Raw genomic sequence first — 16,445 nt, 5'->3', positions numbered from 1 at the left:
ATCGGAAGGTTGTTCGGTCATTGGAGTGTCCAGTGTAAATATTCTTTAGTTCAACTTATATAGCTATTTAGGGCTCAAATCCCGCCTGACTGATCCAAATCTCATCTTCGGCAAAAACGTTTTTCATCCGCTGAACAACAGTCTGATACGCATCTGGATGATACCAGTGCTCCATCCCCACTTCTTGATAGAGCGACTCCATACCGAGTCGACGGGTGCGCTTGCCCTCACTGCCATCGCCCATGAAATAATCGTCAATGCATACACGCTGAACCAGAGGTCTCAAGATGGCTGCAAACTGTTCACTGCTGGGTAATACGGGAGCAATCGCAACCTGTGTCGGTATTCCGGCATCCCGCAACTGTTCCAGTGCACGTAATCGGCCTGCAATTGGGGGAGCGGAAGGACTGAAATGCTTGCGCATATCGTCCAGATCCGTCTCCACCGTCATGCTGACCCGAACCCGGTCACCTAACTGCTGTAGCAGATCTATATCCCGGGTAACGAGTGGACTGCGGGTTTGGACTAATACAAAATCGGGCGGATGCTGTACCATCGTTTCAAGTAATGAACGCGTGATACACTCCTTGTATTCGGCGGGTTGATACGGGTCGGTACTGGAGGACATGAACAGAGTGACCTTCCCTTTCTGTAAGGCACGCTGCAATTCTTTGGCGAACACTCGAGAAGCCTCCTGTTTCACATCCACCCAGCTCCCCCAATCCTCTTTGCGAAATAAGGAGACAGGCATCTGTCTGACATAACAATAGGAACAACCGAAGGCGCAGCCTGTGTAAGGATTCAGCGTATGTGTATATCCATTAAGGAACCCTGTCCCCTTGTTGAGTAACGTTTTGGGTACTTTGTAAGAAAGATTCGTCTTCATAAGTTCTCATGCCTTTCGCGGTAGTGTGCAGGTGTGAGACCTGTGTGTTTGCGAAATACAGTGATGAAATAAGCTGAGTTAGGTATACCGACATGGCGGCCAATATCGGTGACGGTAAGTCCGGTATGTTCAAGCAACTTCCGGGCTTCGGTAATTCGTTTATCCTGAATATATTGAACCGGTGTGCGGCCTGTAATCCGCTTGAACACACGATGCAGATGATAAGGACTGCCATGACTTACAGTGGCAAGGACATCCAAGGTTAGAGGTTCGGCGTAATGATGTTCGATGTAATCCGTGATCCCGTATATCCACTCCTGATCAGGTACACGCTCGCCTGTTGGTTTACAACGTTTGCAGGGTCTGAACTTTCGTGCCAACGCTTCTTCGACATGTTGAAATATCAGCACATTTTCAGCTTTGGGTGCTCTGGACTTACAGGAAGGTCGGCAGAAAATGCCCGTTGTTTGCACACCGTAAAAGAACGTTCCATCATAAGAATTATCGTTGTTGATGATGGCATGCCAGTATTTTTCATCTATAGATTCGGGCAGCATGCGATCTTGATCTGGACTTTCCACGGTGATCACCTCATCTCTAATTATACCCCTGATTCCAAGGGATTGACGAAGTTTCAACTTAAAAAGCAAGATATCAATATCTGGGATAAAGTACCTTCCTTCAATCTGAACGAAATATGAGCTACAATATACAGGATGGAAGTGGTTTATATCTCAAATGAAATTTATAGATGAAAGAGGTAGGTAAGCATGGTTCGTTTTGGAGTAGTGGGTACCAACTGGATTACAGAAAGGCTTCTTGAAGCCGCAGCACAGGTTGAAGGTTTCAAATTAACCGCCGTGTATTCAAGAACTGAAGATAAGGCTAACGCATTTGCAGATAAATATGATGTTGAACACCGCTTCACCGATCTGGAAGAGTTGGCGGCAAGTGATGTGATTGATGCAGTCTACATTGCAACACCGAATACGGTTCATGCAGAGCAGGCTGAGCTTTTTCTGAGAAACGGTAAACATGTATTGTGCGAGAAACCTCTGGCTGCAAATAGCGCCGAAGTTCGGAGTGTGATTGATACAGCACGAAAACATCAGGTTCTGCTCATGGAAGCGATGAAATCGACCCTTGTCCCCCAGTTCAAAATGGTGCAGAAGAGCCTGTATAAAATCGGTCCTGTCCGAAAATATGTAGCAGGATACTCTCAGTATTCTTCGCGTTACGACAAGTACAAAGAGGGTATTGTCCTGAACGCGTTCAAGCCTGAACTCGCTAATGGGGCGTTAATGGATCTCGGTGTGTATTGTCTCTACCCATTGATTACGTTGTTCGGTGCACCTAACCGGGTTCAATCCCAAGCGATGATGCTGGAATCTGGCGTGGATGGACAAGGCAGTGTGCTGCTGGATTATGATGGGATGGATGCGGTTGTTACATACTCCAAAATCTCCAACTCTCATGTGCCAAGCGAAATTATGGGGGAACTGGGCAGCATCATCATTGACAAGATTGGCTCACCGGAACATGCAGAGGTACGTTACAATGACGGTACAGTGGAGCAGCTCACAGTCGAACAAAACCATCCGGCGATGTATTATGAAGTGGAGGAGTTCGTGAATCTGGTTCAGGAAGGCAAAAAGGAGTCTGACATGAACACGTATGAACGCTCCTATGTTACGATGCAGGTTATGGATCAGATTCGGAAGCAGATTGGGCTTGTATTCCCTAACGATTGATTCAAGCGCAGGAAAGGTAGCTGAGACGAGATGAGCAGAGATGAGCAGAGCAACATTAGAGATGATCAGAAGAACAGCCGAGAAGATCAGCAGTCCAATGAATCTGTTGGTTTGGAACTGACACAGATCGTTTTCATAGGAAGAACCTTCGATGAATATATGAAGATGTTCAACCTGAATGTGGAGGAGATTAATGGCAAGTCCATTCTGGATTGTCCAGGTGGAGCGTGTTCATTCAGTAGCCAGGCGCGCAAGTTGGGTGCAGACCCCATGGCCGTGGATATTGCCTACGAATATGAGATCGACGAGCTTGAAGTAAAGGGATTTCAGGACATTGAGCATACGATGAAACAGATGGAATCGGTGCAAAGCATATATGTGTGGGATCAATTTGGATCAATCCAGGGGTTAAAGGAAGAACGAACTCGTGCCATCACAGATTGCATCGCAGATATGAGAATGTTTCCTGACCGTTATGTGGCGTCTGTGCTCCCGGATCTACCCTTTGCGGATGAACAATTCGATCTGACGTTATCCGCCCATTTCCTGTTTACGTATGCGGATCGATTGGATGTTGATTTTCATGTTGCAACCGTAATGGAGCTGCTGCGTGTGACCAAACGAGAGGTTCGCATTTTTCCAACAGTGGATCTGTCTGGCCAACATTACAAGCACATGGATGAGTTAAAATTAATACTCGAAGAGCGTGGGTGCACGGTATCCGAAGAACCAACTTCATATGAGTTTCAACGGAACGCTCACACCATGCTTCACATTGTTAAACATAATCGAACAAGATAGGAGGTTTTTTGGATGAATAAAGTACTTATACTTGGGGGTACACGTTTTTTTGGTAAACGTCTGGTGGATCACTTGCTGTGGGAAGGGAAGTCTCAGATCACAGTCGCCACTCGTGGTAAAACGGATGTTGACTTCGGACCCGAAGTAAACCGAATCAAGATGGATCGTGAAGACCCGGAATCTCTGGCAGAGGTTGCGCAGACAGACATGTGGGATATTGTGTACGACAATATCTGTTATTCCCCAGATGCGGCGAAAGCGGCATGTGAAGCTTTTGCAGGACGCACCAAAAGATACGTCCTGACATCCACACTCTCGGTGTACGGTGATCCCAGACCTGGATTCAAGGAAACGGATTTTGACCCGTATACATATCCATTACAGTATGGGAGTGCGGCGGATTTTTCGTATGGAGAAGGCAAACGGCTTGCGGAGGCTGTATTTTTCCAGGAAGCGGATTTCCCGGTTGTGGCGATGCGCATTCCCATTGTACTCGGAATAGATGATTATACGAGAAGACTCCATTTTCATATTGAACATGTGCAAAAAGGAAAACCGATCGGCATGCCAAATCCGGATGCGGAGATTGGATTTATCAATTCCACCGAAGCGGCAAGATTTCTTGCTTGGCTTGGACACTCGTCCATTACGGGTCCGGTGAATGCAGCTTCCAAGGGTGCGATTACGCTGTCAGCCATGATACATCTGATCGAGACGGTCACGGGCATGCAGTCCCAGATCCTCACGGAAACGGTGAAAGAAGATATGTCACCCTTCGGCGTTGAGCAATCATGGACGATGGTGACGACCAAGGCAGAACAAGCGGGATATACGTTCGAACCTCTGATGGACTGGTTCCCGGGACTCGTTCGTGAGGTCGCTCTCGCATTACAGTCGGAGCGGTAGAATATCGGCTCGGATGGAACCAAAATGAAACTGAATGAATCTGACGAACCAACCGGTTCGGACGAATTGGGTCATTCCAACGTATGAACATCAAACAGGGTGCAACCAGAGTGAAATCTCCGGTGCACCCTGTTCATTTTGTATATTTTTTCGAATTGGAACGGGACTTAATCAGATAGGTGGGACTAATCATTTACACGATAATATTTTGTCAACTCACGCGCTTAACTCTATTTTTGCTCACGTGGAGCAGCAGCTGAGACACGTATGCGCAGTTCTGACGGTAGAATGACGGTTTGGGCTTCGGAAGGGGCCTTGCCCTCAATTCGGTCAATCAGCATCTGTACACCCTGAAACCCAAAGTCATATGCTGGCTGTGCAGCTACAGTTAGGAAAGGATCAAAAGCAGAAGCCAGATCCAGATCGTCGAAGCATACGACAGAGATGTCTTCTGGCACACGTAGTCCTCGTTTGCGCAAAAGCCGGATGACCCCAATCGCCAGCATGTTGTTGGCTGCAAAAATGGCTGTTGGTTGCTCCGGTTGTGAGAGTAGTCGATCCAGTCCCTCTTCATCGGTGAAATTCCGGTACCCGGTTCGAAGCACAAGCTCGGGATCGATCTCAGCTCCGGCCTCACGCATACCCTCTATATAACCTTCCTCCCGCAGTCTGGCGGTAGAGACTTCGGAAGAACCATTGACCAGAGCAATGCGCCGGTGCCCCAATTGCACCAGATAACGGGTTAGCTCAATTGCACCTTCCCGGCTATCTCCGGCAATGATATCTGACGTAATGCCAGGGACGGTTCGGTCCAGAAAGACAAAAGGAATGTGACGTTCCTGCAACTGTTTCAGATGAGTTAGAGAACGATCTCCTGCCGGGGCAAAGAGTACACCATCGACGCGAGTTGACAGAATTGCATCTACGTAGTCCTTTTCCTTATGGTAGTCCTCGTCACTATTGCCGAATAAAAGACGGTACCCACGAAGATGGGCTGCATCTTCAGCGCCACGGGCGAGTGTTGTATAAAAAGGGTTGGTAATATCCGTAATAAGCAGCGAGAGCATCTGGGTTCGCTGAAGCACAAGGCTGCGTGCATTGGAGTTCGGGATGTAACCCAGTTCGTCGATCACCTGTTGAACACGTTCGCGTGTCGCGGAACTTATGCGGCCTGTATGATTAATGACCTTGGAGACCGTCATGGCGGAGACGTTGGCTTTTTTGGCAATATCGTAAATGGTAATCATTAGAATCTAACCTTTCCGCAACATAGTCTTACCATTCTATAGGATAATGCCAATTGACAGCAAGATAGGCTCATGCTATGTTAGGGTTACCGATAACCCTAAAGGGTTCTGAACGTTTTTACTACATAAACTATTTCGTTGAATTCGCTCATGCACGTTCCATTTTCTTGAATAGAGGAACTACATACATAGCTAATTAATGAAGTGGTTTATTGTTATTTTTTAAAATATGTAAACGCATTCAACACTCAAGTAGTGCTCTTGATAATCTGTGTATGCAGCTCTTGTGTGCCACTCGGGTATCGGTTGTATTTCCGTCATTATCCCATTCCAATCAATGCATATGGATCAGACAGAAGGTTTCTCAATTCAACCCAAATTCTATGAAACGAATTGAAGGAGGACATTCCAGTATGACACATCAGGATTATCGTTATAAGCAGGCTTTCCCCAAGATTGGTATTCGTCCCACGATTGATGGAAGACGCAAGGGTGTTCGGGAGTCACTGGAAGAGCAAACGATGCGGATGGCGACATCTGTTGCGGAACTGCTTGCAGCCGAACTGCGTTATCCTGACGGGTCCGCGGTGGAATGTGTTGTGGCCGAGACTTGTATTGGCGGAGTGGCCGAAGCGGCCGCAGCATCAGAACTATTCAGCCGTTCCAACGTGGGCGTAACGATCACCGTGACACCGTGCTGGTGTTATGGTACGGAAACGATGGATATGTCACCATCCACTCCAACAGCTATCTGGGGTTTTAACGGAACTGAACGTCCGGGTGCTGTATATCTGGCGGCAGTTCTCTCTGCCCATGCTCAGAAGGGGATTCCGGCCTTTGGGATCTATGGAGAGGATGTTCAGGACGGCGGGGATACAACAATTCCCGATGACGTGCGTGACAAATTACTCCGGTTCAGCCGTGCGGGTCTGGCAGCCGCGACCTTGAAAGGGCAAGCGTATCTGTCCATTGGATCGGTATCCATGGGGATTGCAGGCTCAATTGTGAACGATTCATTTTTCCAAGAGTATCTGGGCATGCGCAACGAATATGTGGATATGAGCGAGCTCACTCGTCGTATTGAAGAAGAAATCTACGATCCTGAGGAGTATAAGCTCGCACTGGCCTGGGTGAAGGAGAATTGTAACGAAGGTCCGGACAACAACGCTGCCCATCTGCAATCGGATCGCAAACGCAAAGAGTACGAATGGGAGACCGTTGTGAAAATGACCCAAATTGTGCGTGACTTGATGGCGGGCAATCCAAGATTGGCAGAGCTTGGTTTTACAGAGGAATCGATGGGTCACCACGCGATTGTATCCGGCTTCCAGGGACAACGGCAGTGGACGGATCATTCTCCGAACGGAGATTTTCTGGAGTCGATATTAAATTCTTCCTTTGACTGGAATGGCAAACGTGCGCCTTATCTGGTTGCAACGGAGAATGACAGCCTGAACGGGGTATCGATGTTATTCGGTTCGCTGCTGACACATACGGCACAGATCTTTGCTGATGTGCGTACGTATTGGAGTCCAGATTCAGTACAGCGTGTGACGGGGCACCAGTTGGAAGGAAACGCGAAGGATGGCATCCTGCATCTGATTAACTCCGGTTCCGCAGCTTTGGATGGCACTGGACAACAGTCCAGAGATGGTAAGCCTGTACTCAAGCCATTCTGGGAAATTACAGATGAGGAAGTACAGGACTGCCTAAAAGCAACATCCTGGAGACCGGCATCCGTAGAATATTTCCGCGGGGGCGGCTATTCAGCGGATTTCCTGACCAAAGGTGGCATGCCTGTAACGATGACACGTCTGAATCTGGTCAAAGGACTGGGACCAGTGTTGCAAATCGCTCAGGGTTACACGGTCGATCTGCCTGAAGATGTGCATGATACGCTGGATCAGCGGACAGATCCAACCTGGCCATCCACCTGGTTTGCTCCTGTTCTAACCGGATCGGGAGCGTTTACTTCCGTATACGAGGTTATGAATCAATGGGGCGCCAACCATGGCTCCATCTCGTATGGACACATCGGTGCTGATCTGATTACACTCGCTTCCATGCTTCGCATTCCGGTAAATATGCATAATGTACCTGAAACGGAAATTTTCCGTCCGCGTGCATGGGGATTGTTCGGCACAAGTGAGCCGGAAAGCGCAGACTACCGTGCTTGCAGTGTATTTGGCCCGTTATATCGTTAAAATAAAGTTCCATTCCTGTCAAACGCCATGTTCCTTATGAAATGAAGGTAACATGGCGTTCTCTTGAAAGCTGCGTTCAGAACTCGAATACGGCTTATCGCGTAGAGTTAAGGAGGCTTGAAAAAATGGGCGATCAAGCAACACATGTGCTTGCTGCCGATTACGGCGCTGGGAGTGGACGCGTAGTCCGGGGTTCTTTTGATGGAAGCAGACTCTCGTTACAAGAAGTTCATCGATTCAACAACGAACCCGTGCAGCTGGGCGATGGATTGTATTGGGATTTCTTGCGACTTTTTCATGAATTAAAACAAGGCATTGTGAAAGGGACGCAAGGCGTCTATCCATCGGTCCGTTCTATAGCAGTGGATACGTGGGGAGTGGACTATGGACTGGTGGATGGGGCGGGAAGATTATGCTCGAATCCGCGGCACTACCGGGAAGCACGCAATGAGCAGTGGATGGAAGAAGTTCTGCACCTTGTGAAAGAAGAAGACCTGTACGCCATGTCCGGCGTTCTGCCGCAGCAAATCAATACGGTATTCCAATTGCTAGGCAGTGTACGAGAGCAGGCCGAAGGTTTGCGTCCGGATGTGCGCATGTTGTTTATGCCAGATTTATTTCACTATTATCTATCTGGTCAGCAAGCTTGTGAGTATACGATTGCAAGTACCAGCGGGCTGTTGCATGCAGGCGAGGCGCGTTGGAATGAACATCTGATCGGGCGTCTCGGTATACCGGAAACATTATTTCCAAAACTCGTTCAACCGGGTACCGTGCTGGGTGATTTAACAAATGAGTTGTGCGCCGAGTTACGGACTGGACCGATGCAGGTAGTCTCTGTGGGCTCACATGATACGGCATCTGCCTTGGCAGCAATCCCTGTGAATGATTCAGATTTCGCTTTTATCAGCTGTGGCACCTGGTCTCTGATGGGGGTGGAGCGTGATACACCTGTATTGGATGACCGAAGTCGTGCATTGGGATTCACCAATGAAGGGACGGTAAGTGGAAAAGTACGCACCCTGAAAAATCGTTCAGGCTTGTGGCTGCTACAGGAATGCAAACGGCAATGGGAGCGGGAGAATCAACTTTTTACACATGAAGAACTGATTCAATTGGCTACCTTGGCAACGCCGCATCAAAGTTATGTATCGCCGGGAGATGGCGTGTATTTGGCGCCAGGGAATATGGCTGAACGAATACGGCAACAATGCAGTCTCACCGGACAGACAGTGCCCGAAACGACTGGAGCGATTGTACGCTGCATTCTGGAAAGTCTTGCACTGGAATTCAGACAGACGCTGGATGAACTGCAGTTGATTACAGGTACAAGACCTCGTGTCATTCATATGGTTGGTGGTGGTGTACACAATCGCCTATTATGCCAGTTTACAGCCAATGCAGCCGGTGTCCCGGTGGTGGCAGGCCCGGCAGAGGCGACTTCAGCCGGGAATTGCATGCTGCAATTCCTTGCGCATGGAGAAGTGAGTAGCTTGGCCGAGGTACGGGAGGTCATGGCTGCTTCCTTTTCCCCCGAGACCTATGAGCCTGAGGATACAGAGCTGTGGCAGGAAGCTTATGAAAGCTACCAAAGTCTGAATCAAATCAAAAGGTAATGAACAGATTTAATGCAATGAGCATTGACGCAAAATGCTAAAAAGAAAAGTATGAGGAGTGGAGAAAACATGTCTGAACAGCAAGTAAGGGAAGAGTTGACGAAATATGCCCGCAGAGCAGTTGCCCAAGGACTGGTCGTAGGCCCAGGTGGTAATCTGAGCGCCCGTTCGGAGGGGACGATGTTGTTGTCTCCGAGTGGTTACGCGCTTGAAGATCTGGAGCCTGAAGAATGGATTGCAATTGATATTGAGACAGGAGAGACTCGGGCCGGAGCAACACGCCCTTCCTCTGAAGTATTGATGCATCTGTACAGCTATCGTGTGAATCCTGATATTCAAGCCATTGTGCATACGCATCCGGCATATACGATCGCACTTAGTCTCGTTTTTGATGAATTGCCTCACTTGTTCCCTGATCAGTCCGCTTTGGTAGGTGATATCGGATTTGTTCCATATGTTCTGCCAACGACGAAACAACTTGCCGATGCAGTCTCAGCAAAGGTAGAAGAACATACGGCACTCATTCTCATCAATCACGGATTGGTTACGACCGGTAAAAACCTCCGCGAAGCCTATTATCGCACCCAGGTAGTGGAAGAAAGTGCGAAGGTGTATATGATTGCCAAGGCAGCCGGGGAACCTAAAGTGCTCACTGCCGAAGAATACAAGGAAATCCAATCCCTTGAAAGTGAAGCATACCGTGTGCAGTTGCTGCAACAACTCAAGTCCTGAGACCTTATTTGTTCATTCGTGATTGTGTTCATGATTCAAAATATTACTACCTTAAGGGCAGTTTGCATCCTCCAGCTAAACGTTGGAATATAGGATGTGAAATGCTCTTTTTTACTGTTGAATTAGAAAGCGTAGTAATAAAGCGGAAGTGAATAATTCGTACTAATTTGATGAGATTTGTTGAAACTGAGATGGCTTGAAGTTATACTATCGTTAATCATCAATGAGTAACTACTAAAAGCACAATAAATAACAATTAAGTATTTAAGAGGGGGGTGAATGCAGTGGGTCCTGAGCTAAACGAAATGGAGTTGGAATACGAACTGCTGAAGCAGCTTCGAGACGCCAGCGCTCCCATCGGGGCCAGTACGTTGGTTCATACTTTGGGCAAAACGTATGGTCTGAGTCAGGCAACCATCGGAAGAAGACTTATGGAGATGGATGTTGAAGGTTTTACAGTTCTGGAAGGCCGCAAGGGAAGGACTTTGACCGAACAGGGTCTGGATCGAATAAAGATATTAGAAAGAGAGTTGCAGCAACAAAGCGTGAACTCACAGTTAATTCAGATGCTGAACCATTCCGGGGAAAAGGCTCTGCTAGATGTTCTCGTTGCCAGGAGGGCACTTGAGCGGGAGATCGCTTCCCTGGTAGCACAACGTGCCTCGAAAGAATACATAGTACTGTTGCAAGCATCTATAGCCAACCAGCATGAATTGCTTTCCAAGAATATTATACCATACGAGGAGGACCGGGAGTTTCACAGATTGCTGGCTTATGCTGCTCAAAACCAAATTCTTCTGCATGCGGTTGAACTGGTATGGGAAACAAGTCGCGATTTTCTGGAAACCGCGTATATTCGTAGGAGAGTAGGAAGTGAATTAGTTGTGGATCATCAGCAGATTCTGGATGCTATAATAGCGGGCTCTCCGGAGCAGGCTGAAGCGGCAATGGTGAATCATATCAACCAAATGATCGATGATGTCAAACGTTATTTCGCCATGCAAAACCAATAACATTCCTTAGAAACAGACCCGGTGATAAAGGAGTTGAGCTTGTGGACACAATCTACCGTTTAGGCATAGATATCGGAGGTACATTCACTGATGCGCTGGTGATGGACCATCAGGGCAGGGTGATTGCGGCGCTGAAAACGCCATCGATTGCAGCAGCTCCAGAACAGGCAATTTTTAACGTACTTGATCAACTCAAGGCGAATGGCGTGAACATTCGTGAGATTGATCTATTTGTGCATGGAACAACACTTGGCGTCAACACGTTAATTGAACGAAGTGGTGCTGTTACAGGCCTTCTGGTCACTAAAGGATTCCGCGATATTCTTGAGATCCGGCGGTTGCGACTTGAGGATACAACCAATCTGTACGGTGACAAGACAGATGCGTTAGTACCGAGACATCGCGTGAAGGAAGTTGATGAACGTGTGATTGCGAGTGGGGGGATACTCCGGCCACTGAATCAAGAACAGCTGTTGCAAGCGGTACATGAGCTGGTCGAGGATGGTGTTACAGCTTTGGCAATTAGTTTTTTGCATGCTTATGTAAATCCTGCTCATGAACAGCTTGCGGAAAATCTGATCAAGGAGCGTTATCCGCAACTGTTCATCTGCCGAAGCAGCGCCATCTGGCCACAGCAGCGTGAGTTCGAACGAACACTCGCAACGGCGATGAACGCTTATGTAGGTGAACGGATGGGGTCTTACTTCCTGCGTCTGCAAGAAGGGATTCAGGCGTATGGCCTCAAAGCCAACTTGCTGTCCACCATGTCCAACGGTGGAATCATGACAGCTGCCAGAGCGGCTAATGAGCCGGTACGCACGCTTCTGTCCGGGCCTGCTTCTGGTGTAATCGCCGCGACCCATATCGCTGAACGAGCTGGGATTCATCAGGTCATCACATTTGACATGGGCGGGACAAGCGTTGATGTTGCTCTCATTGACAAAGAACCAACCTATTCATCCGAGAACAAGGTTGGTGATTTTCCTGTCATCATTCCTGCTGTTGATGTAACGGCTATAGGAGCAGGTGGTGGTTCAATTGCCTGGCTTGATTCCGTAGGCGTACTCAAGGTGGGGCCACGCAGCGCGGGAGCCAACCCCGGTCCGGCCTGTTATCGGCGCGGGGGAGAAGAGCCGACAACCACAGATGCCTATCTACAGCTCGGTATCCTGCATGCTGACCGTTTCCTTGGCGGACAAATGCGTCTGTATCCCGAACTTGCAGAGCGTGCTCTATCCAATCTGGGAGAGAAGCTTGGACTGAATGCCGAACAGACTGCGCAAGCTATTCTCGATGTGGCAACCGCCAATATGTATGCCCAGTTTTCTCCCCTCATGGCTCGCAAGGGCGTTGACCCCCGCGATTTTACGTTGCTCGCATACGGTGGAGCAGGCCCGATGCATGCTTTTCTGATGGCACGTGAGGTAGGTATCGGCAGAGTGCTGATCCCGCCATCTCCGGGAACACTGTGTGCCATGGGCTGCACGGTCGCCAATCTCCGCAATGATTTCGTTCATACGTTACACAAAAGTACTCAGACTCTGGAGTCTGGTGAATTAAGCTCTCTTTTCACTGAATTGGAAAACCAGGGACGTAGCTGGGTCGATGAGGAAGCCCGTGGTGGTGTCAAGCTGGACAATATTTATTGCCTATACAGTGCGGATATGCGATATGAGGGACAGGCCTTTGATCTCGAGGTCACGCTGACATTGGAAGAAATTGAAGATCCCAAGAAGGCAGGGATTAAATTCCATATGTCTTACCAAAACGTGTTTGGCATCAGTCAGCCAGAGGCAGAGGTTATGTTTGTAAGTCTCAGAGCAACCATTGTTGGTGTTTTACCTACCCATAACACGGTAGATCCGTCAGATTTGCCATTCGATGAGAGTGCAGCGGAAGAAAGGATCATCACTTTTGACCATGTACAGCAGACAGCCAAGGTACTGAAAAGGGGACAGATTCCATCGGTGGATGCTCCCATCCCCGGGCCCATTATTGTGGAGGAATATGATACAACGATCTTTATCCCGCCTGGATATAAGGTATACCGGGATGTCCACAGGAACGTGATTGGGGAGGTGGAAGCATGATCGGCGACAAGGTCTTTCTTGAGATTTTTAACAACCGAATTCAAGCTGCCGTGGAAGAAATGGCGAATGTTGTTCTGCGCACAGGATTCACCGCTTTTGTCAAAGAAACGGGCGATTTTGGAACCTACCTCTTATCTCCATCCGGGGAAACGTTTGGGTCACCGCTGGAGACGGGTTACAACCTGTCCCTGGGCATCCCTGCTGCTGCGACCATTAACAGTATAGAAGACTGGAAAGAAGGGGATCTCGTCATATGTAATGATCCTTATTCCACTAAAGGCATGGTCACACACCTTCCAGACATTCATCTCATCAAGCCTTATTTTCACGAAGGGCGAATCATCGCTTACGGCATGTGCTTTGTTCATTCATCCGATGTGGGCGGCAAGGTACCGGGGAGTGTATCTCCCAGCGCCTACGATATTCATATGGAAGGCATTCGAATCGCACCAGTCAAGCTGTATGAAGCTGGTGTTCTGAACGAGCAGATCCTGCGCATGTTTCTGGACAACAGCCGAATTCCAGAGCAAAATCTCGGTGATCTCAAAGCGCTTATGGCGGCATTGAATCGGGGAGAGCAGCGGCTTGAGGAACTCATTGCACGTTATGGCGTGGAAAAAATTCAGCAGGGCATCGAACAATTGCTGGAATACGCCGAGTTGAAGGCACGTGCTATCGTGCAGGATATCCCGGACGGTTCCTATGACTTCTGGGACTATCTGGAGAAAGGACCAGGGGGATATCCTATCCGGTTGCGCTGCAAAATGACGATTGCAGGTAGTGACATTCATCTGGACTTTAGCGGCACCGATCCTCAGGTCAGGGCTTCATTCAACATTCCTACCCACAACCAACAGGGGCATTACATGCTGGTGCCCGCACTTATTCGTTATTTCCGTACACTCGATCCGACGGTTCCTTGGAATTCGGGCATGATTCGCATGGTGCGAAATTACGCGCCGCCTGCTTCCGTACTTAACCCGGAGCCGATGGCAGCAGTTGGGGCACGTGCTGCGACCTTTATCCGGCTGATGGACGTTATCACGGGAGCTCTGGGGAAAGCTCAGGGCAGTATGGTTCCCGCAGCAGGAGCTGGACAAGCCTGCATCGTCATGATGGCGATGACAGATGCATCCGATGGCAAGAAAAAGGTGGGCGTAATTCAGCCGATCTGCGGAGGTTCGGGAGCTAGGCCGATGAAAGACGGGATTGACGGCATGGATTTTGCGGTCGGTCATCTTCGGAATATTCCTGCGGAAACGGTGGAATCCGAGATGCCTGTGTTGATTGAACATTATGGTCTTCGTGCCGACTCAGCAGGTGCAGGAACCTTCCGCGGTGGAAGCGGGATTGATTTATGTGTCAGAATTCTAACACCGGATACGGTGATGACGGCCAGAAACATGGAACGTATGGAGTTTCAGCCTTGGGGTAGGCTCGGTGGCGGCGTAGGTTCACATGGAGAAGCGATTCTTAATGCTGGACGTGCAAGTGAGGATCATCTGGGAAGAATTGATGAGCTGTTGCTTCAACCTGGAGAAACGGTTACGTTCTTGTCGCAAGGCGGAGGCGGATATGGTGATCCACTTGAACGTGACCCACGCCTAGTTCTGGAGGATGTAAGAAGGGGGCTAGTATCCCCGGAGAAAGCCCTTGAGTTATACGGTGTTGTGATTGACGGCCTGGAGCTGAACGAGAGCGATACCGAACAATTGCGAGCCAAGCGACCACAGCAGCAGGAGGAATTCGCCTATGGCAAGGCGCGGGAGCAATTTGAAGACATATGGAGCGATGAGATCCAGGTAACGCTGAATCAGGCCTTGCTAAATGCTCCGCTTGCACTAAGAGACTACCTGAAGCGTCAGACCATGGGCATTGTAGAGGAGAAATATAGGGATTCCCTATCTGTAGATCCACGGGAGATATCAGACATTATGGAAGGGCTACGCCAGCAAATAGGGTTGCATTGATCAAGAGTATGGAGACTATCTAGTTCTGTCTTATCGATAAAACCGTAAAACCAACTACATGGATGGGGGAAATTGCATGTTTAACTCAAACAAAAAACGCTTTCTTAGCCTCGCCTCACTGACACTGGCCGGTACATTGGTGCTTTCCGCTTGTGGTGGAGCCGGTAACTCAAGTAATACTGCCGGAGAGAGCGATTCTTCAGGAGCAGGCGCAGACAAAGTTAAGCTGACGATGTTTATCTGGGCTGGCTCCAATCAGGATGTCGTTCCGAAAGAAGTGGTTGCCGAGTATGTGAAAGAACATCCCAACGTTGAAGTCATCTTTGAGGAATCCTCCAATTCGGTAATGTACCCAAAGATGGTCGCAGGCAAGCAGGCTGATGCCAACAATCCGGTGGTTAACTTCGGTTACTTCAATGCAGATGCGACGGCAAAAGGATTGAATGATGACATGTGGGAGCCACTGGATACCAGCATCGTGACCAATATCAAGGATATTCCGGAGTCCTTCCACAAGCCAGACAATAAAGGTGTGGTCTGGGGCGTTTCAAGCTTCGCCCTGGTGTATAACAAAGACTTGGTGAAAACGCCGCCTACCAGTTGGAACGATCTGTGGGACAACGAGGAGTTCAAAGGAAAAACTGCGCTCTGGGACTACATGTTCTATTCCTATATCTCCCCACTTATTGCTGCCAAAGGTCAAGAGATTGGCGCATCCTACGAAAATCCCGAGCCAGCCTTCCAGTTCTGGGCAGATCGTAGTGACCAGATTGGCACATTGGTTTCATCCAATGATCAGCTGAAGGCACTTCTGGAGTCAGGTGATGCTCTCATTGCCCCATTCAGTGCACAGGTTGCACAGACATGGATTGATGGCGGTTCTCCACTGGCCGTAGCATATCCGAGCGAAGGTGCCATCTCCTTCCCGTACACACTTCAGGTAGTGAAAGGCTCAACACCGGAGCAGGCACGTGTTGCAAACGAAATTATTAACGAATTGTTGAGCGCAGAGGCGTTGTCACAATACGCGGAAGCAACGGGTACGCCGGTAACCAGTACGACAGCTGCAGTTCCCGACAAGTACAAGGATGATCCTTCCTTCCCCGTCGAAACGCAAAGTAACGGCATTAATCCAGACTGGGATGTGCTTGCACAGAACAGTTCTTCCTGGAAAGAACTATGGGATCGAATCGTGAAAACAAAGCTTCAATAAAAGGATTGTTGCCAGG

At 48.8% G+C, this 16,445-nt stretch carries 13 protein-coding genes; 10 read left to right on the top strand and 3 right to left on the bottom strand.

Annotated elements, in window-relative coordinates:
- Positions 1-67: 67 nt before the first annotated feature.
- Together J2X75_RS09825 and J2X75_RS09820 are read right to left on the bottom strand one after the other, a co-directional pair.
- Entirely contained in the window at positions 68-886 is an 819-nt protein-coding gene (locus J2X75_RS09825; RefSeq protein WP_310336066.1) for an SPL family radical SAM protein, read from the bottom strand.
- Positions 883-1,443: a bifunctional transcriptional activator/DNA repair enzyme AdaA gene (locus tag J2X75_RS09820; RefSeq protein ID WP_310336727.1), complete on the bottom strand. Its 561-nt coding sequence runs from the start codon at positions 1,441-1,443 to the stop codon at positions 883-885. Before J2X75_RS09820 ends, J2X75_RS09825 begins: the two co-directional genes overlap by 4 nt.
- A gap of 213 nt (positions 1,444-1,656) precedes the next feature.
- Here J2X75_RS09820 and J2X75_RS09815 point away from each other — a divergent pair, with 213 nt between their 5' ends.
- From J2X75_RS09815 to J2X75_RS09805, 3 genes are read left to right on the top strand one after another with little or no spacing between them, the layout of a single operon-like run.
- Positions 1,657-2,637 carry a Gfo/Idh/MocA family protein gene (locus J2X75_RS09815; RefSeq protein WP_310336064.1) on the top strand — a complete coding sequence of 327 codons (981 nt, stop codon included), beginning with the start codon at positions 1,657-1,659 and terminating at the stop codon, positions 2,635-2,637.
- Positions 2,638-2,667: 30 nt separating this feature from the next.
- Positions 2,668-3,438 carry an SAM-dependent methyltransferase gene (locus J2X75_RS09810; protein ID WP_310336061.1) on the top strand — a complete coding sequence of 257 codons (771 nt, stop codon included), beginning with the start codon at positions 2,668-2,670 and terminating at the stop codon, positions 3,436-3,438.
- A gap of 12 nt (positions 3,439-3,450) precedes the next feature.
- Entirely contained in the window at positions 3,451-4,344 is an 894-nt protein-coding gene (locus tag J2X75_RS09805) for an NAD-dependent epimerase/dehydratase family protein (protein ID WP_310336060.1), read from the top strand.
- A 230-nt stretch (positions 4,345-4,574) separates the two neighbouring features.
- Here J2X75_RS09805 and J2X75_RS09800 read toward each other — a convergent pair whose 3' ends face one another.
- Positions 4,575-5,591 (bottom strand): LacI family DNA-binding transcriptional regulator, encoded by a 1,017-nt coding sequence (locus J2X75_RS09800; protein WP_310336058.1) that lies wholly within the window; start codon positions 5,589-5,591, stop codon positions 4,575-4,577.
- A gap of 413 nt (positions 5,592-6,004) precedes the next feature.
- On the opposite strand from J2X75_RS09800, the gene J2X75_RS09795 reads away from it, so the two are divergent.
- The 7 genes from J2X75_RS09795 (at position 6,005) to J2X75_RS09765 (ending at position 16,429) form a co-directional block, all read left to right on the top strand.
- Entirely contained in the window at positions 6,005-7,795 is a 1,791-nt protein-coding gene (locus J2X75_RS09795) for an L-fucose isomerase (RefSeq protein ID WP_307543112.1), read from the top strand.
- 125 nt (positions 7,796-7,920) lie between these two features.
- The gene (locus J2X75_RS09790) at positions 7,921-9,411 is read left to right on the top strand and encodes a rhamnulokinase (protein ID WP_310336054.1); all 1,491 of its coding nucleotides are present in this window, start codon (positions 7,921-7,923) and stop codon (positions 9,409-9,411) included.
- Between the two features lie 69 nt (positions 9,412-9,480).
- Positions 9,481-10,143, top strand: coding sequence for a class II aldolase/adducin family protein (locus J2X75_RS09785; RefSeq protein ID WP_310336052.1), 663 nt, complete (start codon positions 9,481-9,483; stop codon positions 10,141-10,143).
- 284 nt (positions 10,144-10,427) lie between these two features.
- Positions 10,428-11,156: an FCD domain-containing protein gene (locus J2X75_RS09780; protein ID WP_310336050.1), complete on the top strand. Its 729-nt coding sequence runs from the start codon at positions 10,428-10,430 to the stop codon at positions 11,154-11,156.
- A 41-nt stretch (positions 11,157-11,197) separates the two neighbouring features.
- A complete protein-coding gene (locus J2X75_RS09775) occupies positions 11,198-13,246 on the top strand; it encodes a hydantoinase/oxoprolinase family protein (protein WP_310336049.1) in 2,049 nt (682 codons plus the stop codon).
- Positions 13,243-15,216, top strand: coding sequence for a hydantoinase B/oxoprolinase family protein (locus J2X75_RS09770; protein ID WP_310336048.1), 1,974 nt, complete (start codon positions 13,243-13,245; stop codon positions 15,214-15,216). The genes J2X75_RS09775 and J2X75_RS09770 overlap by 4 nt, the downstream gene beginning before the upstream one ends.
- 76 nt (positions 15,217-15,292) lie before the next feature.
- Entirely contained in the window at positions 15,293-16,429 is a 1,137-nt protein-coding gene (locus J2X75_RS09765) for an ABC transporter substrate-binding protein (protein ID WP_310336047.1), read from the top strand.
- Positions 16,430-16,445 lie beyond the last annotated feature (16 nt).

This window comes from Paenibacillus sp. 2003 (assembly GCF_031455635.1).
GTDB lineage: Bacteria > Bacillota > Bacilli > Paenibacillales > Paenibacillaceae > Paenibacillus > Paenibacillus amylolyticus_B.
The sequence above is the reverse complement of the archived record's forward strand: the minus strand, read 5'-3'. Positions and strand labels throughout refer to the sequence as shown.